This is a genomic window from Chryseobacterium mulctrae, from assembly GCF_006175945.1.
In the GTDB taxonomy this organism is placed as follows: domain Bacteria; phylum Bacteroidota; class Bacteroidia; order Flavobacteriales; family Weeksellaceae; genus Chryseobacterium; species Chryseobacterium mulctrae.
This window is the reverse complement of the sequence record NZ_VAJL01000001.1, coordinates 4,307,178-4,329,824: the sequence shown is the minus strand read 5'-3', so window position 1 is coordinate 4,329,824 and position 22,647 is coordinate 4,307,178. Positions and strand designations below refer to the sequence as shown.

At 33.7% G+C, this 22,647-nt stretch carries 23 protein-coding genes; 10 read left to right on the top strand and 13 right to left on the bottom strand.

The window, feature by feature from the left end; translation table 11 throughout:
- The 8 genes from FDY99_RS20175 to FDY99_RS20140 all read right to left on the bottom strand — a co-directional run bounded on the left by FDY99_RS20175 (position 1) and on the right by FDY99_RS20140 (position 6,916).
- A complete protein-coding gene (locus FDY99_RS20175) occupies positions 1–1,356 on the bottom strand; it encodes a hemolysin family protein (protein WP_139423469.1) in 1,356 nt (451 codons plus the stop codon).
- A 96-nt stretch (positions 1,357–1,452) separates the two neighbouring features.
- Complete coding sequence (gene atpG, locus FDY99_RS20170) at positions 1,453–2,322, bottom strand: ATP synthase F1 subunit gamma (protein ID WP_074229120.1); 870 nt, start codon at positions 2,320–2,322, stop codon at positions 1,453–1,455.
- An 85-nt stretch (positions 2,323–2,407) separates the two neighbouring features.
- Complete coding sequence (gene atpA / locus FDY99_RS20165) at positions 2,408–3,985, bottom strand: F0F1 ATP synthase subunit alpha (RefSeq protein WP_074229121.1); 1,578 nt, start codon at positions 3,983–3,985, stop codon at positions 2,408–2,410.
- A gap of 18 nt (positions 3,986–4,003) precedes the next feature.
- Entirely contained in the window at positions 4,004–4,543 is a 540-nt protein-coding gene (gene atpH / locus FDY99_RS20160) for an ATP synthase F1 subunit delta (protein WP_074229123.1), read from the bottom strand.
- A 2-nt stretch (positions 4,544–4,545) separates the two neighbouring features.
- Positions 4,546–5,040 carry a F0F1 ATP synthase subunit B gene (locus tag FDY99_RS20155; RefSeq protein WP_066676870.1) on the bottom strand — a complete coding sequence of 165 codons (495 nt, stop codon included), beginning with the start codon at positions 5,038–5,040 and terminating at the stop codon, positions 4,546–4,548.
- Positions 5,041–5,133: 93 nt separating this feature from the next.
- Positions 5,134–5,340: an ATP synthase F0 subunit C gene (gene atpE, locus FDY99_RS20150; protein ID WP_066676872.1), complete on the bottom strand. Its 207-nt coding sequence runs from the start codon at positions 5,338–5,340 to the stop codon at positions 5,134–5,136.
- A gap of 44 nt (positions 5,341–5,384) precedes the next feature.
- Entirely contained in the window at positions 5,385–6,461 is a 1,077-nt protein-coding gene (atpB, locus tag FDY99_RS20145) for a F0F1 ATP synthase subunit A (protein WP_079464685.1), read from the bottom strand.
- An 86-nt stretch (positions 6,462–6,547) separates the two neighbouring features.
- A complete protein-coding gene (locus FDY99_RS20140) occupies positions 6,548–6,916 on the bottom strand; it encodes a hypothetical protein (protein WP_074229125.1) in 369 nt (122 codons plus the stop codon).
- Between the two features lie 240 nt (positions 6,917–7,156).
- Here FDY99_RS20140 and FDY99_RS20135 point away from each other — a divergent pair, with 240 nt between their 5' ends.
- The 3 genes from FDY99_RS20135 (at position 7,157) to ffh (ending at position 11,358) form a co-directional block, all read left to right on the top strand.
- On the top strand, positions 7,157–8,983 hold the full coding sequence (locus FDY99_RS20135) for a hypothetical protein (RefSeq protein ID WP_139423468.1): 1,827 nt from the start codon (positions 7,157–7,159) through the stop codon (positions 8,981–8,983).
- A 41-nt stretch (positions 8,984–9,024) separates the two neighbouring features.
- Positions 9,025–9,858 (top strand): hypothetical protein, encoded by an 834-nt coding sequence (locus FDY99_RS20130; protein WP_228448877.1) that lies wholly within the window; start codon positions 9,025–9,027, stop codon positions 9,856–9,858.
- A gap of 138 nt (positions 9,859–9,996) precedes the next feature.
- Positions 9,997–11,358, top strand: coding sequence for a signal recognition particle protein (gene ffh, locus FDY99_RS20125; RefSeq protein WP_074229127.1), 1,362 nt, complete (start codon positions 9,997–9,999; stop codon positions 11,356–11,358).
- A 246-nt stretch (positions 11,359–11,604) separates the two neighbouring features.
- On the opposite strand, the gene FDY99_RS20120 is transcribed toward ffh, so the two are convergent.
- The 4 genes from FDY99_RS20120 to FDY99_RS20105 form a co-directional block, all read right to left on the bottom strand.
- Positions 11,605–12,261 carry an outer membrane beta-barrel protein gene (locus tag FDY99_RS20120; RefSeq protein WP_116094243.1) on the bottom strand — a complete coding sequence of 219 codons (657 nt, stop codon included), beginning with the start codon at positions 12,259–12,261 and terminating at the stop codon, positions 11,605–11,607.
- A gap of 211 nt (positions 12,262–12,472) precedes the next feature.
- A complete protein-coding gene (locus tag FDY99_RS20115) occupies positions 12,473–12,982 on the bottom strand; it encodes a hypothetical protein (RefSeq protein ID WP_115950100.1) in 510 nt (169 codons plus the stop codon).
- Between the two features lie 126 nt (positions 12,983–13,108).
- Positions 13,109–13,786, bottom strand: coding sequence for a porin family protein (locus tag FDY99_RS20110; RefSeq protein ID WP_139423467.1), 678 nt, complete (start codon positions 13,784–13,786; stop codon positions 13,109–13,111).
- Positions 13,787–13,889: 103 nt separating this feature from the next.
- Positions 13,890–14,846: a PhoH family protein gene (locus FDY99_RS20105; RefSeq protein ID WP_074229134.1), complete on the bottom strand. Its 957-nt coding sequence runs from the start codon at positions 14,844–14,846 to the stop codon at positions 13,890–13,892.
- Between the two features lie 126 nt (positions 14,847–14,972).
- On the opposite strand from FDY99_RS20105, the gene FDY99_RS20100 reads away from it, so the two are divergent.
- The 7 genes from FDY99_RS20100 to rplI all read left to right on the top strand — a co-directional run bounded on the left by FDY99_RS20100 (position 14,973) and on the right by rplI (position 21,104).
- Entirely contained in the window at positions 14,973–15,800 is an 828-nt protein-coding gene (locus FDY99_RS20100) for an SAM hydrolase/SAM-dependent halogenase family protein (protein ID WP_139423466.1), read from the top strand.
- 63 nt (positions 15,801–15,863) lie between these two features.
- Positions 15,864–17,174 (top strand): dihydrolipoamide acetyltransferase family protein, encoded by a 1,311-nt coding sequence (locus FDY99_RS20095; protein WP_139423465.1) that lies wholly within the window; start codon positions 15,864–15,866, stop codon positions 17,172–17,174.
- Positions 17,175–17,381: 207 nt separating this feature from the next.
- A complete protein-coding gene (locus FDY99_RS20090) occupies positions 17,382–18,728 on the top strand; it encodes a chloride channel protein (protein WP_139423464.1) in 1,347 nt (448 codons plus the stop codon).
- 45 nt (positions 18,729–18,773) lie between these two features.
- Complete coding sequence (locus FDY99_RS20085) at positions 18,774–19,601, top strand: GEVED domain-containing protein (RefSeq protein WP_139423463.1); 828 nt, start codon at positions 18,774–18,776, stop codon at positions 19,599–19,601.
- Positions 19,602–19,740: 139 nt separating this feature from the next.
- Positions 19,741–20,082 (top strand): 30S ribosomal protein S6, encoded by a 342-nt coding sequence (gene rpsF, locus FDY99_RS20080; RefSeq protein WP_074229139.1) that lies wholly within the window; start codon positions 19,741–19,743, stop codon positions 20,080–20,082.
- Between the two features lie 35 nt (positions 20,083–20,117).
- Positions 20,118–20,420, top strand: coding sequence for a 30S ribosomal protein S18 (gene rpsR / locus FDY99_RS20075; protein WP_074229140.1), 303 nt, complete (start codon positions 20,118–20,120; stop codon positions 20,418–20,420).
- A gap of 165 nt (positions 20,421–20,585) precedes the next feature.
- Positions 20,586–21,104, top strand: coding sequence for a 50S ribosomal protein L9 (gene rplI / locus FDY99_RS20070; RefSeq protein ID WP_139423462.1), 519 nt, complete (start codon positions 20,586–20,588; stop codon positions 21,102–21,104).
- Between the two features lie 610 nt (positions 21,105–21,714).
- Here the strand turns inward: rplI and FDY99_RS20065 are convergent.
- Positions 21,715–22,518 (bottom strand): helix-turn-helix domain-containing protein, encoded by an 804-nt coding sequence (locus FDY99_RS20065; RefSeq protein WP_139423461.1) that lies wholly within the window; start codon positions 22,516–22,518, stop codon positions 21,715–21,717.
- Between the last annotated feature and the right edge of the window lie 129 nt (positions 22,519–22,647).

Genomic DNA, 22,647 nt, shown 5'->3' with positions numbered 1-22,647 from the left:
TTAAACGTCTAATTTATCTAAAATATCGTCTACTATATTCGGTTCAATATACACCAATTCAACCATTTCGACGCTCTTATTGTTCATTTTCAAAATCTTGAAATGATAATTTTCCAAATCAAATTCCTGGTTTTCTTCCGGAATATCTTCCAAAGCATGCAAAATAAATCCCGCTAATGTATTGTACTCGCTTTCTTCAGAAACAGTCAATTTTTTAGGCAAAGATTCGTTGATTTCATCCAATGGCTGAGTAGCTTTTACCCAATAGGTATTTTCAGCAATTTTATCAACCAATTTTTCTTCATCATCCTCTTCATCCTGAATTTCACCCACCAATTCTTCCAAAATATCTTCTAAGGTAATAATTCCTTCAGTTCCACCAAATTCATCAATTACAATAGCTAAATGCTGCTTTTTCTGCTGGAAAATCTTCAATAAGTCTGAGATTTTCTTGCTTCCTACCACAAAGAAAGATTCACGCATTAATTCTCGAAGATCATCGTGACTCAGCTCTCCTTTTCTTTTAACGAATTCTCTGATGATTTCTTTTGTATAAAAAACACCAATGATGTTATCAATCGAATTTTCGTAGACCGGAATTCTGGAATATCCGCTTTCCATGATTTTATTGATAATATCATTTAAATCATCAGAAAAATCGATAGAAGTAATATTTTGTCTCGGAACCATGATTTGTTTTGCAGAGTGATCGGTAAAATCAAATGCATTTTTAATGATTTCGTAGTTTTCTTCCTCAATTTCTCCGCTATCGGCAGACTGCTTTACCAAAAGCTGAAGTTCTTCAGTAGAGTGAATTTCCTGCTCGGAAGCCGGATGAATTTTGATTAATCTTAAAACCCCGTTAGACATTAAGTTCATCAACCAGATAAATGGTTTGAAAACTGTGTAAAAAACTCTCAAAGGAACTGCAGTTGCCATTGTAGTAGCTTCAGCCTTTCTTATCGCAATAGATTTTGGAATTAATTCACCAAAAACAATATGCATTACTGTAATAATCAGAAAGCTTAAAACCAAAGAAACTGTTGTAACAGTAGATTCAGCAAGATTTATATTTAAAGAATGAAATACATTATCAATAACGTGGTGCATCGCACTTTCGCCCACCCAACCTAAAGCAAGAGAAGCTAAAGTAATACCAAGCTGTGTTGCAGAAAGATACTCATCAAGATGTTTGATAATATGCTCTGCCTGTTTTGCCATAGAATCGCCATCGGCAGCTTTAAGCTGAATTTGAGAGTAACGAACTTTAACAATTGAAAATTCTGCGGCTACGAAAAAGCCATTCAGTAATACAAGAAACAAGGCTAGCAAAAGCCTGACTATGTCAGAATCCATTTAGAAATTATAATTATTTATGCAAAGATATACAAAATAATAATAACAAAAAAAGCACCGAAGGTATCGGTGCTTTCATATTTTTTGAATATTTTATTACGAGTTTTTCAAAGCTTCTGCTCCTGAAACAATTTCTAGGATCTCGTTGGTAATTGCAGCCTGTCTTGCTTTGTTATAGAAAATCTTAAGATCATTTCTAAGGGCTTCAGCATTATCTGTTGCTTTGTGCATTGCCGTCATTCTCGCACCGTGTTCTGAAGCTACAGAATCTAAAACAGCTTTGAAAACCTGAGTTTTAATAGATTTAGGAATCAAATTATCCAAAATCTCATTTCTATTAGGTTCAAAGATATAATCAGTTTCTGTTTGTCCTTCTTCTTTCTCAGTTTCAACCATTGAGATCGGAAGAACTTGCTCTGTGATCACTTCTTGAGTTGCAGCGTTGATAAATTTATTGTAAACAACATAAACTTCATCAAATTTACCTTCAATAAAACTTGTCATTACACTTTCTGTAATGTTTGCTACTTTATCGAAAGTAAGATTATCAAAAATTGCACTTTCATTTGAAAACACCGAACGGTTTTTTCTTACAGCATCATAAACTTTTTTACCAATAGTAAGAATTTCAATTTCGTACTGAGCATTGTTCTGAAACTGGTGGTTTAATTCTTTTACAACAGATGAGTTGAAAGCACCTGCCAAACCTCTGTTTGAAGTTACAGCAATAAATAGTACTTTTTTTACTTCTCTTTTCTGAGCGTAAACAGAAACCTGATCAGGATCTGAACTAGAATTTACATTCTGAATGATCTCCTGAAGTTTTTCAGAATAAGGTCTCAACATTACGATGGCATCTTGTGCTTTTTTTAGTTTCGCTGCCGAAACCATTTTCATAGCACGTGTAATTTGCATCGTAGATGAAATTGAAGTGATTCTTCCTCGTATTTCTTTTAAGTTTGCCATATTGGGTTAGTTGTTGGTTGTCGGTTGTTGGTTGCTAGTTTTAGAAAATTCTGTCAACTATCAACCAAAAACCATCAACTAATTTTTAGTTATATTTTGAAGCTAAATCTGTAGCAACTTGCTTAAGAACACCTGTAATATCGTTATCGATTTTTCCAGCTTTAAGGGCAGCCATAGTTTCAGGATGCTTAGATCTTAGGAACTCGATATATTCGATTTGGAATTCTTTCACTTTCTTGATAGGAACGTTTCTCATTAAATTCTCTGTACCTGCATAGATCATAGCAACTTGGCTATCAACAGGAAGTGGAGAGTTAACCGGCTGCTTCAACAACTCTACGTTTCTTTCTCCTTTAGAGATAACTGCTAAAGTAGAAGCATCAAGATCAGAACCGAATTTAGCAAACGCTTCCAATTCTTTATATTGAGCCTGGTCTAATTTAAGAGTACCAGAAACCTTTTTCATTGATTTAATCTGAGCATTCCCTCCAACACGAGATACAGAAATACCTACATTGATTGCTGGACGAACCCCTGAGTTGAACAAGTCAGACTCTAAGAAAATCTGTCCGTCTGTAATAGAGATTACGTTTGTTGGAATATACGCAGAAACGTCACCCGCCTGAGTTTCGATAATTGGAAGTGCAGTTAATGAACCACCACCTTTTACTAAAGGTCTTAGAGATTCAGGTAAATCATTCATTTGGCTTGCAATAGTATCATCAGCGATTACTTTTGCAGCTCTTTCCAATAATCTTGAGTGAAGATAGAAAACGTCTCCAGGATAAGCCTCACGTCCCGGTGGTCTTCTCAATAGTAGAGAAAGCTCACGGTAAGCTACCGCTTGTTTAGATAAATCATCATAAATGATCAAAGCCGGTCTACCAGTATCTCTGAAGAATTCACCGATAGAAGCTCCTGCCATTGCAGAATAAACCTGCATAGGAACCGGATCTGAAGCATTAGCTGCAACAATTACTGTATAAGCTAAAGCACCTTTATCTGATAAAGTTTTTACAATCTGAGCTACTGTAGAAGCTTTTTGTCCGATTGCAACATATATACAATATACAGGATTTCCTGCATCAAAAAATTCTTTTTGGTTGATGATCGTATCAATAGCAACAGTAGTTTTACCTGTTTGTCTGTCACCAATGATAAGCTCTCTCTGACCTCTTCCTACAGGGATCATAGAGTCGATCGCAACGATACCTGTTTGTAAAGGCTCAGTTACTGGCTGTCTGTAGATAACACCCGGAGCTTTTCTTTCTAATGGCATTTCGTATAGATCTCCTGTGATAGGACCTTTACCATCGATTGGGTTACCTAAAGTATCAACTACTCTACCTAACATTCCTTCTCCTACTTTGATAGAAGAAATTCTGTTTGTTCTTTTTACTGTGTCTCCTTCTCTTACCAATTTACTTTCACCCAAAAGAGCAACACCTACGTTGTCTTCTTCAAGGTTTAGTACGATACCTTCTACATCGCTAGCAAATTTCACCAACTCACCGTATTGTACATTTTCTAACCCGTAAACACGAGCAATACCATCACCGATGGTAAGAACTGTACCTACTTCCTCAACATTAGATTGAGTATCGAAGTTGGCCAATTGCTGTTTTAAGATCGCAGATACTTCTGCTGGATTTATTTCTGCCATTGTATGGTTGTTTTTTTCTTAATTTAACTGAAAGTCTTTTTTAATCTTATTCAATTTTGATTTCACAGAAGCATCAACTTGCTGATCTCCTACTCTTAAAATGTAACCTCCTAAGATTTCTGGTTTTACATTTACCTCAACATCTGCATTATTACTTGCATTTACCAAAGAAGTAGATTTTAAAATCTGATCGATATTTTCCTGAGAAAGTGGTGTTGCGGTAGTAATCGTAACTCTTTGAACTCCTTTAATATCTTCAACTTTATTGATATACTGCTGTGCAATATTTTTAATTTGGTTTTCTCTTCCGTTTTTGATGATAAGTTTAATTAAATTCTGAGCTACAGGCGAAAAACTTTTAAAAATTTCGTTGGCAATCTCAGTTTTCTTATTAGCATCAATGTAAGGTGTAAGGAAAAATTTGTTCAAATCTTTAGATTCAGACATCAGCTTCACTACATCCTTCATTTCAGAAAAAACCGCTTCAGTTTGCCCAGATTCGTTTGTGAATTCTAGTAAACCTTGTGCGTATCTTTTAGCTACTTTAGATGTAAGCATTCTTAGTTAAGATTTGATTTGTTTAAATAATTCTGAACCAACTCGTTTTGAGCTTCGCTATTTTCAAGCTTTTGCTTTAAGATAGATTCTGCGATATTTACAGACAAAATACCGATTTGAGATTTGATATCTGCCATTGCAGCATTTTTCTCTTCGTTGATTGTTTGTCTTGCAGCTTCGATCAATTTATCTCCTTCAGACTTAGCTGCATCTTTAGCTTCAGCTACAATTCTGTCTTTAATTTCTCTAGCTTCTTTCAACATAGCATCTCTTTCGATTTTAGCCTCACGCATAATTCTTTCGTTATCCGCTTTAAGAGTTTCCATCTCTTTTTTAGCCAATTTAGCTTGGTTAAGAGCATCCTGAATATTGTCTTCTCTTTCTTTCACAGCACTAAGGATAGGCTTCCAAGCAAAAGCTTTAAGAAGAACTACCAATAATAAAAATACTACTGCTGTCCAGAATATGTTACCAATTGAAGGAGTTAATAAATCCATTTTATATCAATTATTATTTTTAATTTGTTTTTTAACTTTTTTAAAAGGATTCCACAAACCAACCGTTTGTAGAATCCTATTTGTTTACTATTCTTATTTACCTAGTAATGCTACTACGATACCGAATAGACCAGCACCTTCGATAAGAGCTGCTGCGATAATCATTGCAGTTTGGATTTTTCCTGATTGCTCTGGCTGTCTTGCAATACCTTCCATTGCGCTACCACCAATTTTACCAATTCCTAATCCAACTCCGATTACTGCTAAACCAGCTCCGATTGCTGCGATACTACCTGTCATAATATTATATTTAAAAAGTTATTTTTTTTTAATTCTAATTTTAATTAGTGATCGTGGTGAGGCTCTTCTACAGCCGACCCGATAAATAATGCTGTCAACATTGTAAAGATATAAGCCTGTAAAGCCGCTACCAATACTTCCAATACATAGATAAATAATGCTAAACCTAATGATACCGGAGTGATGAAGTAAGTTTTCATGATAAAAATCAAAGAAATCAAACTCATGATAATGATGTGTCCTGCAGTCATGTTAGCAAAAAGACGAATCATCAATGCAAAAGGCTTAGTAATAATTCCTAATAATTCTACAGGAATAAGGATAATATAGATTAAAATTTTCCCACCGAATGGCATGTTTTTTCCTAAAGGATCTAACATGTGCATCCAATATGTTTTTCTACCGCTTAAGTTTACAATTAATAATGTAAATACTGAAAGAACCATTGTAAATGCAATGTTACCCGTTGTATTTGCAGCTCCCGGAAGTAAACCTAAAATATTAAGAAGCCAGATGAACAAAAATAAAGTAACCAAATAAGGTACATATTTTCTATATCTCACAGACCCGATGTTTTGTAAAGCAATATCATCTCTTACAAAAACTACAAGAGGCTCGATGAATTTTGCAATTCCTGAAGGAACCTGAGATTTTTTATAACTTGCTGCCGAAGCAAAGCCGATAATTAATAAAATAATAGCAGCCAAAATCATTTGAGCAACTACTTTAGTGATAGAAAAATCTAAAGGCTCATTGTTTGTTGGATGCCCGTCGTGCATATCCAAAGTTCCGTTAGCATCTGTCGAATAAATTTTGTTGTGGTGTACTTTGTAGAAATTACCATCTACTTCAGCAACTTTTTCTTCTTCATGTCCGAATTTTTCAGAGCTGAAAACTTTCAAACCATTATCCCAAAGAATTACAGGTAAAGAAATTCCTACAGAATTGTGGCCTTCACCCCAAAGATGCCAATTGTGTGCATCCGCAATATGGTGCATAATAAATGGAACCGGATTGTATACTTCATCCTTTGCAGCTTCCGCAGTACCTTCATGTGTTTCTGCAAAAGAGAAGCAGAAGACAAAAAGATAAAGGGCGATTAACAGTTTTTTAAAACTCATGACTAGACTTTTATTTCTAAAATTTTTGCAAAAATATAAATTTTTATTCGATTTTTAGCAATTCTTCAATTTTATATTACATGATATTAGTCTTGTTTTTTAACTAATTTTAAAACAAAAACTACTTCTATCAATAGGTAAATCCAGTAAATAACGAAGTAAGGTATAATATTCAGCTCAAAATCTTTCTGAAACACAGCAATATAGCCGATTGCGAAAATTTTAAATACAACAAACCCAAGAAAAATAAAGCCTATTATATTCTTTTTTTCTAAGGCAAAAACCACTAAAATCGTTACTAAACTAATTAACGTAATAAAAAATATAAGAATATGGATTTTATAATTGAGCACCACTACATTATTTTCTGCCAATTGCCACTGTGCAATAAATAATAATGCCGACAAGAGTAAAAAAAATCCTAATCCTTTTAAGACAACTAAAAACTTTTCCATTGGTTGCAAAACTACCAAAATTTATCAATATCATTTAAACAATATAAAATGACATTTCGCAGATTGTTGATCGTTGAATTTTATTTTAATGATACAAAAGAATAAGTCATAAAAATTCATTATTAACTACGCGTTTTAATCATTTCTCTTGATAATTATAAAAAACTCATCAATAAATTAAAATTTAAAATTGACTGAGATTTGCTTTATCTTTGAGAGAAAAACCCCTATTCTATCGTGATGAAAATATTTTTACAGTTAGCTTTATTTTTAGTAAGTACTACAATGTGCTCTCAACAAAATATTCCCAGTAAGCAAATTAATGAAAACCTCGACATCGGAGCATTTTCAGAACCTTCTGAAGATAGAAATGTATTAAAAGGAAATGTATTTTCTGTAAAAAGCTACACTTCCGACAGCAACCAAAAAAAATCAAAAGACGACAAAGTATTTGAAGGAAAAACTTTGCATTTAATAAATCATACTATTTATAGAAAAGATGGCAGAAGAAGTTTTCGAAAAGAAATTTCAGGAAGCGGTGTTTCAACTTCAAAATATTATTATAATGAATCTTCTGGAAATTTAGTCTTAAAAGAAAGTCAGTACGATAGAGAATACGGAAAATCACAATATTCAAGTTGGTTTTTTTATGATAAAAACCAAATCATTTCTGAAGAAATCAATTTAGAAAAAAATGAAGCCAAAATATCTTTAAACAATTACACAAAATATAAAGTAGAAGATTCTGCAAGCCAGAAAAAAATAACGGTTTCTCAAATTGGTTCAGATAGTCTTTCAGATCCCGATAAAACCTATATTTTCAATCAGAAAAATTTAATCAAAATCAGTCCGCTTTACCAATCTAAAGTTCAGAAATTATCTTTATTGAATGGTATTTATAAACTTGATGAAATTGAAGATTATGTTGTAGAAGGCAGAAAAGTTTATTTTAAATATGATAAAAAAGGACACCTCATCTCAGAAATTTGGTACAATCAAAAAGGATTAGAAAACAAAACAGAATTCACTTATAATGATGATTATACAGAAGCTATAGAATCTCGTTATCATCTTTTAGGAACAGAGATTAGCTCAAAAAATTATAAAAAATTTGATCAATATGGTAATATTACTTTTGACCAGACCAAATATTACGATGGCTCAATTGGCAGTATCGAAGAATTCGAATATCAATACGACAAAGAAGGAAATTGGATCGTTAAAAAAAGATTTTACAGCGAAGCAAATAATGGGATTATTGGAAAGAAAAAACTGACGACTGTTGAAACTCGAGAAATTGAATACTACACAAAAGACAGTCAACAAAAGAATGATGAACTTCCTCAAGTACCAGAAATCATTAATGAAATAAGAAAAAACATCCCAAAAATTGCCAAAGAAAATGACTCTTATTTGAATGAAAAAAAACGTGCTATTGAAGCCAATTCTTATGATGCAGAAATCACGGTAAAAGAATCTGATGATATTAAAAACTTCACTCCAAAATACTGGGAACTAAAAGAAATTGCCTACGGAAATTTAGATGAAGATGAAAACGAAGAAGCTGTTGCAGTTTACGAAATGCCAAACACAGATCGTGAAGATGCTGAACAAATACTTGCTATTTATAAAAAACAAAATGAAAAGTGGAAAATCACTCACCAAACCTCTTCTCCTCTACTTTCTTCACAAAGTGGAGGAATGATGGGAAATCCTTTTAACGGAATTTCTATTGCCAAGAAAAGCATTGTCATCAATCATTTTGGAGGAAGCAGAGATAAATGGGAATATACGCATCGCTATCGTTTTCAGAATGGTGATTGGTATCTCATTGGTGCATCGGCAAGTTTTGGGGCGCCGTGTGATTATTGGCTAAAATTTGATTACAACATCAGTACAGGCGATGCTACTTATCAGAAAACTGTTGAAAATTGCGAAAATGGAGAAAAGAAAGTTGTACAATCTCAAAAATTAAATAAAAAAATAACACCTCCGAAAATGGACTCAGTAATTCCCGGCAATTCTACTTTTAAATTCCCGAATGTGAAAAATGAAATTTATTATTAATTTTAAAAAATGAATATTAAATAAATTAATTTCAATACAAAATGATGAAACTGCTCCACTTTCCTCTGTTATTTTTGAGTTTATTAATTCTGGCTTGCAATCATGATAAAGAGTCAAAGAAAACACCATCTTTAAAAAACAAATCTGAAGAAAAGAAGAATCTTCATTTTGAATCTGATACAAAAACCATCCATATTTTTGTTGCCTTATGTGATAATAAATATCAGGGAATCGTTCCTGTTCCCGAAAAAATTGGAAACGGGCAAGACCCTGGGAACAATTTGTACTGGGGTTGCGCTTTTGGTGTACGTTCTTATTTTAAAAAGAGTAAAGAATGGAAATTTTTAGAAAGCAGAAAATTAAACTCTGAAAAAATTGAAAGAATTATCTTTAAGCACATTACAAAAAATTATTATTTGGTCGCCGACGCCTATGACGGAAAATTCATTAAAGAATCTACTATCGATTTTCTAAACAGCAGTTCAGGAAAAACTAAAGATACTTTGAAAATTGGTAAAACAACAATAGGAATTGGTGGAAATTCAAAATTATTAGCTTATGTTGGTCACGACGGTTTGATGGATTTTCAATTAAATGAAACTTTCGAAAATACCGACAAAGAAAAACGTGATGTCATTATTTTGGCGTGCTACAGCAAAGATTATTTCGCACCACATTTAGCAAAAGCTAATGTAAACCCTTTGGTTTGGACAACCGGTTTGATGAGTCCCGAAGCATACACTTTACATGATGCTATTTCAGGATATTTATTGAATGAAACTAATGAGCAAATCAGGACGAGAGCCGCAAAAGCATATTCAAAATATCAAAAATGCAGTGAAAAAGCAGCGAGAAATCTTTTAGTAACAAATTAGGTAATAAAAGAAACATTTTAGCAAAAAAATAGCGTCTAAAAAAATTCAGTCTAAAACATTGCTAACCAAAAACATTCAATACCGCTTTTATAGCTGAATGAAATTCCCTATTTTTGCACACTATAATTTACAATTAATATGTTTAATAGTTTACAGGATAAATTAGACAAAGCCCTTCATAATATTTCCGGACGTGGAAAAATCACCGAGATTAACGTTGCGGAGACCGTAAAAGAAATTCGTAGAGCATTGGTAGATGCCGATGTTAACTATAAAGTTGCTAAAGATCTTACCAAAAGAGTTCAGGATAAAGCTTTAGGACAAAACGTTTTGACTTCGCTTACTCCGGGACAATTGATGACGAAAATTGTTCACGACGAGTTGGTAGATTTGATGGGAGGTTCTCAGGAAGGAATCAATCTTTCAGGGAAACCGTCTGTAATTTTAATTGCAGGTCTTCAAGGTTCGGGTAAAACTACTTTTTCCGGGAAGCTTGCTAATTATTTAAAAACTAAAAGAACCAAAAAGCCTTTATTGGTTGCGTGTGACGTTTATCGTCCTGCTGCAATTGATCAGTTGAAAGTTCTTGGTGGACAGATTGGTGTTCCTGTTTTCACAGAAGAAGGCTCTGTAGATCCTGCAAGTATTGCTCAGAATGCTATTATTTTTGCTAAATCTAATGGTCATGATGTTGTAATCGTCGATACAGCAGGTCGTCTTGCAATTGATGAGCAGATGATGAAGGAAATCAAAACCGTTCATTCTACGATTCAACCCAACGAAACGCTTTTCGTAGTAGATTCAATGACAGGTCAGGATGCGGTGAATACTGCAAAAGCCTTCAACGATACTTTGAATTTTGACGGAGTTGTTTTAACGAAATTAGACGGTGATACTCGTGGTGGAGCTGCTTTAACGATTCGTTCTGTAGTTGAAAAGCCAATCAAATTCATTTCTACAGGTGAGAAAATGGAAGCTTTAGATCTTTTCTACCCAGAAAGGATGGCAGACAGAATCTTAGGAATGGGAGATGTTGTTTCCTTAGTGGAAAGAGCTCAGGAACAGTTTGATGAAGAGGAAGCAAAAAAACTTCACAAAAAAATCGCTAAAAACGAATTTGGTTTTGATGATTTCTTAAAGCAAATCAATCAGATCAAAAAAATGGGTAATATGAAAGACTTGATGGGAATGATTCCGGGAGTTGGAAAAGCCATTAAAGACGTTGAAATCAGTGACGATGCATTCAAACATATCGAAGCGATTATTCATTCTATGACTCCGGATGAAAGAAGAAGACCTTCTATTATCAATACTCAGAGAAAAAACAGAATTGCTAAAGGTGCAGGAAGAAAAATTGAAGACGTAAATGCTTTGATGAAACAGTTTGACCAAATGGGAAAAATGATGAAGATGATGCAGGGTCCTCAAGGAAAACAAATGATGCAGATGATGAGCAAGATGCCAAATATGCCGGGAATGGGCGGAATGTTTGGAAAATAATCGATAGATTTTTTAAAATATACAAACTCTCAGAATTTTTTCTGAGAGTTTTTTGTGTTTATAAAAAAACTTAGCTTAAACTAATTGGTATGATTTTAACTATATAAATTTCATCAAAATAAATGAATGGACTTGACTTAAGACTTCACATAAAAAGACTTTAATAATATCTAAAGTAAGTTTTTTAGAACATAAAAAAACCTGAGAAAAAATCTCAGGTCTTATATCAATTTAATGATTTACTAATTACTTAGCAAATACATATTTAACACCGATACCAACATTAGCAAGGTTTAAACCGAAGCTATAGTTGTTTGTAGCATCACCTTCTTTTGGTTTGAAGTTATTGTAACCAAATTCTCCGATTGTAGCTTCGATAGTCCAGTTTTTGTTTAAGAAATAATCTAGACCTGGTTTTACAGTTACACCAACAGAAGTATACTTAGCTTCTGAAGAAATAGAAGAAGTAGAGGTAGTATTTCCAATAGTAGTTACAGAAGAATTTTCAACTTCAACTTTTCCGAACTGCATTGGTACAGCTAACTGACCGAAGAAATACAATTTATCAGATAAAGTCCAGTATTTTCTTACAAAAGGAGCTACAACAAATGCAGGATATTTCTCTTCTAAAGTGTTTACTGTAGTTGATAAAGCTGTAGTAGTAGTTGAAATATTAGTATCCTTTTGAGTTTGGAAACCAACTCCTAAACCTACTGCTAAGTTTGGTGCTACGAAAAATCCAGCTGTAGGAAGTACGTTAAAGTTTTCAACTTTAGAATTTCCGTTGTTAGTTTCTTCTTGAGAATAACCAACAGATCCTGATAAATATACTGTTCCTTTAGCAATCTGAGCGTTTGATAACCCGAAAAGTGCAACAGCACTTGCAATTAATAATTTTTTCATTTTGAATAATTTTATACTTTCTTGAGTGCAAATGTATAATGACCTTATTTAATACTAAAATTTGTTAACATGATTAATATCACCCAGTAATACTCATTTTTTTCGAATTAAAATCGCACTCTCGAGAAATAATTAAATTTAATTTAAAAATATTCATAAAAAAACTCCAATTTTTCAACTGGAGTATAAAATATGGTATTATATAAATATTTTACTTTAAAAAGAAGTTCACGCCCAAATTGATAGCACCAAAATTAGAATCAATTCTTCTGTCTCTATCTCTGTCCCAATCTCCTCTTTCGCTTCCAATGTTTTGATACCCTAAATACAGTTCTGCTTTAGGTAATTGAAATCCTACTTTCGGATATACATACAAACCACTATCAATACCATCTTTAGTAGAAATTGCACCTCCTAAGTCAAGACCTACAAAAAGAGGTAGCCCATTAAATTTATATTTTCCTGAAGCTGCTAAAGGAATAAATCCGAAATCTTCCCAACGATCTTTTCCGAAAAAATGAGAATATCCTGTAGTAACACCTACATCTAAACCTTTGGTAATATTCCACATATATGCAGCATCAACGCCTAATGTAACCGAAGCAAAATCTGCAGCATCACCTACAGGTGCGCCAACATGAGCTCCCAGTTTAAAACCCTCCTGAGCTTGTAAAGTCCCACCAAATAATGCAAATGCACCTAGTAATAGTAATTTTTTCATTTTAAAAATTTAAATGTTTATTAACTCAATGATCTTTTATAGCAAACACAATGCCGTAGGAATATATTTCAATAAAAAAGCAAGACAAATAATTGCCTTGCTTTATAATAATTTAAAAAGTTTTCTTTAGTTTCCTCCAAATTTGAAACCTATACCAATTTGGAAAAAGCTGTTTTTTAACGTTTCATTTCCTTCTGGATTTTTAATAAGATTTGATACACCTAAGTTATATCTTGCATCGAAAAATAAACCATTTTCTAAGGTATATTCAGCGCCAACAAAAGGCGCCAAGTTTAAGGTATTAATATTATCCTTGATATCTTCACTTCCACTTTCAGATTCAGAAGCAGATCCACCCATTCCGTCTACAGAGCCCGTCAATGTATAATCAGTTTTTGCAGAAGTAATAATGCCAACATTAAGACCTAAAGCAAAAGCTAAACTTTCTGTAGCAAAATATTTTGCACTTACTGGAACTTGTACACTTCCAAGTTTAAAATCTGTTTTTGCTGTAGCATTAACGGTAACACCCATAATTGTTTCAGTGTAGCTTTCTTCTTGTTTTCCCCCAATTGGAGAATACAATACCTCCCCTTGAATCCCGAACTTATCATTGAATTTATACTCTACAAAACCTCCTACATAAAATGTTGATTTAGAATCAAATTTATAAGACTCTCCATCTCCTTCAGCCTTTAGCATTGATAATGAATACCCTGCCTTTGGACCAAATTTAAGTTCTTGAGCCTTCACTACTGAAGTTCCAATTAGAGCGATAGCTGCAATAAGTAATAATTTTTTCATAGTTTAAAGTTTTTTTTAACATATTTTAAGATTCCAAATATATCACTTTTACTGGAATCACAAAATAATTTTAACCTTTTTTGAAAAATTATGAAAAATCACATTATTCTCTTGTTCGCTTATCTTCTTCGTTATAAGCCAAAATAATTTTTTTCACCACAGGATGACGTACCACGTCTTCTTCTGTTAAATACACAAAACCAATTTCTTTCACATCTTTCAAAATTCGCATCGCTTCTTTCAAACCAGAATGCTGTTTAGGAGGTAAATCGATTTGAGTAGGATCTCCAGTGATAATAAATTTAGCATTCATACCCATTCTTGTTAAAAACATTTTCATTTGGGCATGCGTTGTATTTTGAGCTTCATCCAAAATCACAAAAGCATCATCCAAAGTTCGTCCTCTCATAAAAGCTAAAGGTGCTACTTCAATCACTTTTTTCTCCATAAAACCTTCCAGTTTTTCATGAGGAATCATGTCGCGAAGTGCATCATACAAAGGTTGTAAATAAGGATCAAGTTTTTCTTTCAAATCTCCCGGCAAGAAACCAAGACTCTCTCCGGCTTCTACTGCAGGTCTTGTCAAGACAATTCTTTTAACCTCTTTATCTCTTAAAGCTCGCGCCGCTAAAGCAACACTGGTATAAGTCTTCCCTGTTCCGGCCGGACCAATTGCGAAAACCATATCCTTTTTCTCGGTTTCTTTAACGAGTTTTTTAAGATTGGTTGTCTTAGCCTTAATAATTTTTCCGTTGACACCTTTTACAATAATGTCCTGGTCAAAAACCAAATGTTTCTCATTCTCATCTTTAAGATTGAGGAAGTTTTCGATATCTTTTAATCCGATAGAATTATTTTTGGAAATAAACGACACAATGTCGTCGAGCTTTTGTTTAAATATATCTAAAGCTTCCTGATTTCCCATCGCAAAGATAAAATGATCACGACCCGTGATTTTAAGTGTCGGAAAGCTTGATTTTATTAAATTGAAATATTGGTTATTAACTCCATAAAAGTTTTTTGAATCAATACCTTCTAAATCATACGTTAATTCAAACATGCAAATATTTTTAGATTAGAATTTAAATTTAAATGTTTTTTTTCAATTTTAAATTAAATTCTTATCCACAATAGCCGTTTCTTTCTTTTTATTTTAGATAAATTTGCAATTCTATCCCTTTTATTCATGTCAATTATTACCCTTACATCAGATTTCGGAAGTTTAGATTACAGAGTTTCGGCTATGAAAGGAAAAATCCTGTCTTTAAATTCTGAGGTAAATACTATTGATATCACCCATGATATTCAGGCATATAACTTAATTCAAACGTCTTATATTGTAAGAAACGCCTATAAATATTTTCCGAGCGGAACCATCCACATTCTTTCTGTTGACAGTTTTTTTCATAAATCAAGAAAAAATATTTTATACAAAGCAGACGGACATTATTTTTTAGCAGCAGATAACGGACTCTTAAGTTTAGTCTTTTTTGACATTAAACCTGAAGCTATTTACGAAATTACCCTCAATAACAGGTTTGATGACATAGTAAACTTCACTTCAACCGATGTTTTTGTACCTGTTGCGGTACATTTAGCCAATGGCGGACTGCCCGAAGTAATTGGCAGAAAAATAGAAACTGTAAAACAGCTTTTGTTTCCAAAATCGGTTTATAACGAGTCTGAAAAAATGATTATTGGTGAAGTCATGTATATTGATAATTTCGGAAATATAATCTCAAATATTAATAAAGATTTTTTTGAAACTTTAGCTAAAGGTTTTGAAAGTTTCACCATCAAATTCAGGAACTTAAGTCTTTCAAAAATATATTCAAGTCATACAGAATTGGTGGTAGACTGGGAAAGAGAAACCGAGTATCACGGGCAATCTGCAGCCATCTTTAATGACAGCGATCAACTTGAATTAACCATCTATAAAGGCAGTAAAAAAAATGGTGCAAAAACACTTTTTGGACTGAATGTGGGAGAAAATATTTACATAGAATTTTTCTAAAATTATCTATTTCATAAAAAAACCGATTTTTTTTATATATTTGTCAAAATCTAAAATTTAAAAATGGCAGAATACAAATTATTGCTTCCTTCTATGGGTGAAGGCGTGATGGAAGCTACAGTTATCACTTGGTTATTCAATGAAGGCGACCAGGTAAAGGAGGATGATTCAGTAGTGGAAATTGCAACAGATAAGGTAGATTCAGACGTTCCGACACCAGTTTCGGGGAAAATTGTAAAAATCCTTAAACAGAAAGACGAGGTTGCAAAAGTAGGTGAAGCCATCGCTATTTTAGAAATCGAAGGAGAAGGCGGAAACACAGCTTCTGAAGAAGTAAAAGCTGAAACTTCGGCTCCGGATGCAGCAACAATTCAAGCAATAGAAGAGCCTTTAAACTCAACAGCTACTTCTCATGTAGAGTTTTCGGGAGATTTATACCTTTCTCCGCTTGTAAAATCTATTGCTCAACAGGAAAATATTTCTGAATCTGAACTGAAAACTATCAAAGGAAGCGGTTTGGAAGGAAGAATTACCAAGGAAGATATTTTAGCACACGTTGCCAACAGAGGAAACGCAGTTCAACAACAAGCTGCACCTGTTCAGGCAGCTTCTACTCCAGCAGTAAAAGCGGTATCAACTCCGGCAACAACTATTTCTACTTCTGCAGGTGATGAGATCATCCCTATGGACAGAATGAGAAAAATCATCGCTGAAAACATGGTGAAAGCAAAACAAATTGCTCCTCACGTAACCTCTTTCATCGAAACAGACGTAACCAACGTTGTAAAATGGAGAGCTAAAAACAAAGATATGTTCGAAAAACGTGAAGGTGAAAAGCTTACGTACATGCCAATTTTCGTAAAAGCTATTGTAAAAGCTATTCAGGATTTCCCAATGATCAATGTTTCTATCAATGGTGAAAACATCATCAAGAAGAAAAATATCAACATCGGTATGGCAACAGCTTTACCAGACGGAAACCTTATTGTTCCTGTAATTAAAAATGCTGATCAGTTATCGCTTTCAGGTTTAGCAAAAGCAATTAACGACTTAGCTTACAGAGCAAGGAACAAAAAATTAAGACCAGAAGATACTCAAGGTGCAACTTATACGATTTCTAACGTAGGAAGCTTTGGAAACTTAATGGGAACACCTATTATTCCACAGCCTCAAGTTGCTATTATGGCAATCGGAGCTATCGTTAAAAAACCTGCAGTTCTTGAAACTAAAGATGGTGATGTAATCGCAATCCGTCAGTTGATGTTTATGTCTCACTCTTACGATCACAGAGTAGTAGACGGTTCTCTTGGTGGAATGATGTTGAAACATGTTCACGATTATCTTGAAAATTGGGATCTTAACACAGAAATATAAGTAATGAGTAATTGGCGATGAGCGATTTGCTTACTGTCGATTTTAAATATAAACCTTCGAATTTTTTCGGAGGTTTTTTGTTTCTTTAATACTTAAATTAAATTCAAAAGTTAGCTTAAAATTAAAACTATTATGAATTTCAGAATTTAGTTCTCAAAATTAGACTTAAAATTTTCATATCCTTAAAAATTAGTTTAGATTTGAAATATGCGTAGAATATTGGTCTACATCCGAAAAGGGTTAAAAAAATCTTTTGACAACATCCGAAACGAACAACTGAAACATAATTTGCTTCAGGCAATTCCCTTTTGGATAGGTTCGGTGATTACAGGTTTTTTTGCTGTAATGTATGCTAAGCTATTTGCATGGGGAGAGCATCTGCTGCATTTCATAATGAACTGGCATGCGTGGATGATCTTTATCATTGCGCCCATAGGTTTTGTTCTTTCCTGGTGGCTGGTGAAAGAATTTGCTCCGAATGCCAAAGGCAGCGGTATTCCACAAGTTATGGCAGCCGTGGAGCTTGCCAATCCAAAAGAGCACACAAAAATCAGAAGTCTTTTAAGTCTTAAGATTATCGTTTTCAAAATTATTTCATCCGTTATTCTTGTTATTGGAGGAGGCGCTGTTGGCCGGGAAGGACCAACGGTTCAGATTGCGGGTTCAGTATTCAGAAAGGTCAATGAATATCTTCCGCACTGGTGGCCTAAAATATCAAAGAAAAACATGATCATGACAGGTGCGGCAGCAGGACTTGCAGCAGCATTTAACACCCCTTTGGGAGGGATTGTATTTGCTGTTGAGGAACTATCAAAAACACATATCAACTATTTCAAGACGGCTTTATTTACGGCGGTAATCATTGCCGGTTTAACTGCTCAGACTTTGGCAGGATCCTATTTATATCTGGGATACCCAAAAACACATGATGTTTCTTTAATGGTGATGTTTCCGATTATTCTTGTAGCAGGAACTTCTGGGATCATGGCCAGCCAACTCGCTGTAACCATGCTTAAGATGAATGACTGGAAAAAGAGAAAACTTAAAACAGATAAAGCCAATGTTGTCTTTCTGGTCATCTGTGCGCTATTTATCGCTTCTATTGCCTATTTTATCAACAGAGAGATTCTTGGATCCGGAAAGGAAATTATGGAACGGGTTCTTTTCACTAAGGATAAACATGAAGAATGGTATGTTCCGATATTAAGAATGCTTGGTCCTGCCCTATCTTTTACTTCCGGTGGCGCGGGAGGAATTTTTGCTCCGGCTTTAACAGCGGGTGCAAGTATTGGTTCTGTAATTTCTGGAATTATTCATTTAACGCCAAACGAAACCAATGTTGTGATTCTCGCAGGAATGGTGGCTTTTCTTACCGGAATAACAAGAGCTCCATTTACATCTGCAATTATTGTTTTAGAAATGACAGACAGACATTCTTTGATATTTCATTTGATGTTAGCAGGCATGGTTTCTTCTATTGCTTCTATTTTAGTAAGCAGACATTCTCTTTATGATGTATTAAAGTTAAATTTTCTTGCGGAAATTAGAAAATAATTCATTTTTTTTCGTAAATATTTATTATTTTTATAAAAAATAGATATGAAAAAAATTCTCTTCTTTAGCTTTTTAGCATTTTCTTTGAGCTTATTTGGTCAAACTTATTGTGGTCCACTACACTTTGGATACATAGATCCTGATGATCCTTTTTGGAATGAAGATGGTGACGAACCAATTACATTAGTTGATTTTGCAGGGATTAACAATACTACAGATGACGAGGAATATGTTGGAACATTCCATCAAATGTTTTTATCACAAACCGCAAACGTTGTTCAGGGAAATACCTACACGATAACAATTAAAGGTAATACTGCAGGTAATTATACTAATGTATTTGTTGTTTTTATAGATTGGAATAAAAATGGAATTTTAAATGATCCCGGAGAAGTTTATGAAGTAACACAAACACTTACATATTCATCTGGAATAGACTCTCAACAGGTTACACATTCTATTGCGGTACCAGCCACAGCAACTGTTGGAAGTACTAGAATGAGAGTAAAAAAACTATATGATGACGACGATTATATTAATGATCTCACAAATCCATGCATTGGAGGTGGTTTTGGTCAGGCTGAAGATTATACCGTAAATGTAACTGCGTCAGCATTATCAGTCAATGATACGACTGCTAAGAAATCACTTTTCAAAATATACCCCAATCCCGTTTCTGATGTTCTGAATATCGATTCAGCATCAAAAATAAAATCAGTAAAAATATATGACTTAAGTGGTAAGAATGTACTAACTGAAATGATTGATGCAAACAAACCTGCAATTAATGTTTCAAGTCTAAGTTCTGGAACTTATGTAATAACTGCAGAAACAGAAACCGGTTTACAGTCTGCGAAAATAATCAAGAAATAATCAATTTATTCTAAAATGAATTAAGACCCGTTTTTGCGGGTCTTTTTTTATTCCAATAAAAAACCTGCTTCATATTGTATATTACAAATAGATTTCATAATTTTGCACCTCGAAATAATTAACAAATTCATTTAACATTATGAACAATTACGAAACTGTTTTCATTTTAACTCCCGTTCTATCTGAAGCTCAGGTGGAGGAAGCAGTGAACAAGTATGTAGATCTTTTGAAAGAAAAGAACTGTGAGATTGTCACTAGAGAAAATTGGGGATTAAAAAAATTAGCTTATCCAATTCAATTAAAAAAGAATGGATTCTACACTTTAATCGAGTTTAAAGGTGAAGGTAATGTAGTTGCTGATTTAGAATTAGCATTCAAACGTGACGAAAGAGTAATTCGTTACCTTACTACAAAACTAGACAAGCACGCTGTAGAGTACGCTGTAACTAGAAGAACTAAACTTAAAGCTTCAAGAGCTTAATTATTTATTAACCCAAAATTTAAAAAAGACAAGACATGGCAATAGATGATATGGCTAAACAAGCCTCAGCTGGAGGAGAATCTGAAGTAAAATTCCTTACACCACTTGATATCAACACTAAAACTGATAAAAAGTACTGTAGATTCAAAAAATTCGGAATTAAGCACGTTGATTACAAAGATGCTGATTTCTTATTACAATTCGTAAACGAGCAAGGTAAAATTTTACCTAGAAGATACACTGGAACTTCTTTGAAATACCAAAGAAAAGTTTCTTCTGCTATCAAAAGAGCTAGACACTTAGCTTTGATGCCTTACGTAGCTGACTTATTGAAATAAGCTAAAAAAATTAATAAAAGAAGAGAGCAATCTCTTCTTTTGTTGCTGAATACATATTAATTCTAACTTGATTTTAGATTTCAGACTACAGATTTCAGATAACAGACAATGTCTACATCTAACTTCTAACATCTAACTTCTAACATCTAAAAAAGGACAACAACAATGAACATTATTCTTAAAAAAGACGTAGAAAACTTAGGTCTTGAATTCGACACAGTAAATGTAAAGCCAGGTTATGCAAGAAACTTCTTGTTACCTCAAGGTTTTGCTCTTTTAGCTACTCCTAAAAACATTGCAGCTCTTGAAGCTACTTTGGAAGCTAGAAAAGAAGAAGAAGCTAAATTAATCGCTGCTGCAAACGCTGTAGTAGACCAATTAAAGAAAACTTCTATTACTATTCCTGCAAAAGTAGGTTCTGGTGATAAATTATTCGGATCTATCAACAATGCAGATCTTTCTGCTGCTCTTGCTAAAGCTGGAGTTTCTGTTGATAAGAAGTATATCAAAATCCCAGGAAACACTATTAAGAGAACTGGTAAAGTAACTGCAAACGTAAGATTACACAGAAATGTAGAATACAACTTCGAATTCGACATCGTATCTGACGCACCGGTAGAAGCTCCAAAACCAGCTGCTCCTAAAGCTAAAGTTGAAGAAACTCCTTCTACTGAAGAAGCATAAGACTTAAAGAGATTTTCTCAAAAATATAAACCACTTCATTTGAAGTGGTTTTTTGTTTTTATTATGTTTTTTTAGAAGCTATTTCCCGCTAACCACTCATACTCCTCACTCCATCCGCTCTCCCACACCAAAACCCTCAAGTTTCCCCACTCCTTGTTGCGGGGTAACCGTTTTTATCGGGGCTAGGAAATCTGTCTTTCATTCCATTTCTGTCATTACGAGAAGTGTAATGAAGAAGCAATGTTTAGCCTCATAAACCACCCCGTCAAAAATTCTTTCGAATTTTCGCCACCCCTCCAAAGGAGGGGAATTCTTGCGTTAAAAGTTTTGTCATTTCGATGAGCCTTGCGACGAAGTAATCTCGGTATAAAACTAAAATATATATCCACTTTGTCATTCCGTAGAAACCTAAACTCTTTTTGTAGAGACTGATTTGTAAAAACCATTGCCTAAATCCTTTTAGGATGACAAACTTTGTGAAAATCTTTATTAATAATTCTTTTAAAAAGATTGCTTCATCACATCATTTCTCGCAACAACACAAAAAACTTCGCAGCAAAAACTCTCTAACTCTATAACCCTCCAACTCTCAAACACATAACTCTCCTTCTTAATCATTCCCTCTCAGTTTTTGCTGATATTCCGTCGGAGGAATTCCAATTACTTTTTTGAAGATATTACTGAAAGAAGAAAGACTGTTGTATCCTACCATCATGGCGATCTCATACATATTATATTTTTCTTCGATCATTAGTTCCAGAGAACGGGTAATCCTCAATGCTCGCAGAAAACGGACGTAATTCATGCCTAAAATTTCTTTAAACTTTCTCGAAAGCGTTCTTGTACTCATTCCAAATTCTTTTGCGGTAGATTCGATGGTTAAAGGCTTTTCAAGATTAGCATGGATGTATTGCGCAATCTTTAATAATGTTTCATCATTAGGAAAAGGATGCTGAACCGGAAATGCAAGTTTTTTATCTCGTTTTTCAGGTAAAATACCTTTTAAAGCTTTAAGGAAATAATAATTAGCGCCATCCTTTTTTGTGATTTTCCCATCCCAATCTTTTGTATATAAAATCATCTCTCTAAGCAAATGACTGACCGAATAAATATTAATTTCATCAAAAAAGCCATTTTCATTTTCTTCTTTTTTAAAATAAAAGTTATAAAGGTCAACTTTCGGGCTTGTAGAAAAAATATAATGCGGAGTTCCAGCAGGGATCCACATAAAACATCTTGCCGGTAAATACCAGTGTTTCAAATCGGTGAAAATATGCACAATACCGCCTTCTGCATACACTAACTGAGCAGAACTGTGATGATGAATTTCTGTTTTTATATTATCTGCAAGAACATGATAGATATAAAATTCAGCATCCAATTCTTCAACGGCTCCAAAATGACTGTCGTTCATCAAATAAAGGTAATAAAAAAATCAATTTGGCGCAAATGGACAAATATTTTTCTGTTTTCACAAATCACGTCTTAAGCTTCACCCCGTAAATTTGCAGAATCAAAATCAATTCAGCAAAAAACTTTTATT

Bases quoted from the DNA above. Each gene is read 5' to 3' on its own strand.
- FDY99_RS20135 (WP_139423468.1), top strand. From the start codon at position 7,157: ATGAAAATATTTTTACAGTTAGCTTTATTTTTAGTAAGTACTACAATG.
- atpB (WP_079464685.1), bottom strand. From the start codon at position 6,461: ATGAGTTTTAAAAAACTGTTAATCGCCCTTTATCTTTTTGTCTTCTGC.
- atpH (WP_074229123.1), bottom strand. From the start codon at position 4,543: ATGCTTACATCTAAAGTAGCTAAAAGATACGCACAAGGTTTACTAGAA.
- FDY99_RS20120 (WP_116094243.1), bottom strand. From the start codon at position 12,261: ATGAAAAAATTATTAATTGCAAGTGCTGTTGCACTTTTCGGGTTATCA.
- atpE (WP_066676872.1), bottom strand. From the start codon at position 5,340: ATGACAGGTAGTATCGCAGCAATCGGAGCTGGTTTAGCAGTAATCGGA.
- FDY99_RS20110 (WP_139423467.1), bottom strand. From the start codon at position 13,786: ATGAAAAAATTATTACTTATTGCAGCTATCGCTCTAATTGGAACTTCA.
- FDY99_RS20155 (WP_066676870.1), bottom strand. From the start codon at position 5,040: ATGGATTTATTAACTCCTTCAATTGGTAACATATTCTGGACAGCAGTA.
- FDY99_RS20130 (WP_228448877.1), top strand. From the start codon at position 9,025: ATGATGAAACTGCTCCACTTTCCTCTGTTATTTTTGAGTTTATTAATT.
- atpG (WP_074229120.1), bottom strand. From the start codon at position 2,322: ATGGCAAACTTAAAAGAAATACGAGGAAGAATCACTTCAATTTCATCT.
- FDY99_RS20100 (WP_139423466.1), top strand. From the start codon at position 14,973: ATGTCAATTATTACCCTTACATCAGATTTCGGAAGTTTAGATTACAGA.
- FDY99_RS20115 (WP_115950100.1), bottom strand. From the start codon at position 12,982: ATGAAAAAATTACTATTACTAGGTGCATTTGCATTATTTGGTGGGACT.
- FDY99_RS20095 (WP_139423465.1), top strand. From the start codon at position 15,864: ATGGCAGAATACAAATTATTGCTTCCTTCTATGGGTGAAGGCGTGATG.
- FDY99_RS20105 (WP_074229134.1), bottom strand. From the start codon at position 14,846: ATGTTTGAATTAACGTATGATTTAGAAGGTATTGATTCAAAAAACTTT.
- atpA (WP_074229121.1), bottom strand. From the start codon at position 3,985: ATGGCAGAAATAAATCCAGCAGAAGTATCTGCGATCTTAAAACAGCAA.
- FDY99_RS20090 (WP_139423464.1), top strand. From the start codon at position 17,382: ATGCGTAGAATATTGGTCTACATCCGAAAAGGGTTAAAAAAATCTTTT.
- FDY99_RS20085 (WP_139423463.1), top strand. From the start codon at position 18,774: ATGAAAAAAATTCTCTTCTTTAGCTTTTTAGCATTTTCTTTGAGCTTA.
- FDY99_RS20140 (WP_074229125.1), bottom strand. From the start codon at position 6,916: ATGGAAAAGTTTTTAGTTGTCTTAAAAGGATTAGGATTTTTTTTACTC.
- rplI (WP_139423462.1), top strand. From the start codon at position 20,586: ATGAACATTATTCTTAAAAAAGACGTAGAAAACTTAGGTCTTGAATTC.
- FDY99_RS20175 (WP_139423469.1), bottom strand. From the start codon at position 1,356: ATGGATTCTGACATAGTCAGGCTTTTGCTAGCCTTGTTTCTTGTATTA.
- ffh (WP_074229127.1), top strand. From the start codon at position 9,997: ATGTTTAATAGTTTACAGGATAAATTAGACAAAGCCCTTCATAATATT.
- rpsF (WP_074229139.1), top strand. From the start codon at position 19,741: ATGAACAATTACGAAACTGTTTTCATTTTAACTCCCGTTCTATCTGAA.
- rpsR (WP_074229140.1), top strand. From the start codon at position 20,118: ATGGCAATAGATGATATGGCTAAACAAGCCTCAGCTGGAGGAGAATCT.
- FDY99_RS20065 (WP_139423461.1), bottom strand. From the start codon at position 22,518: ATGAACGACAGTCATTTTGGAGCCGTTGAAGAATTGGATGCTGAATTT.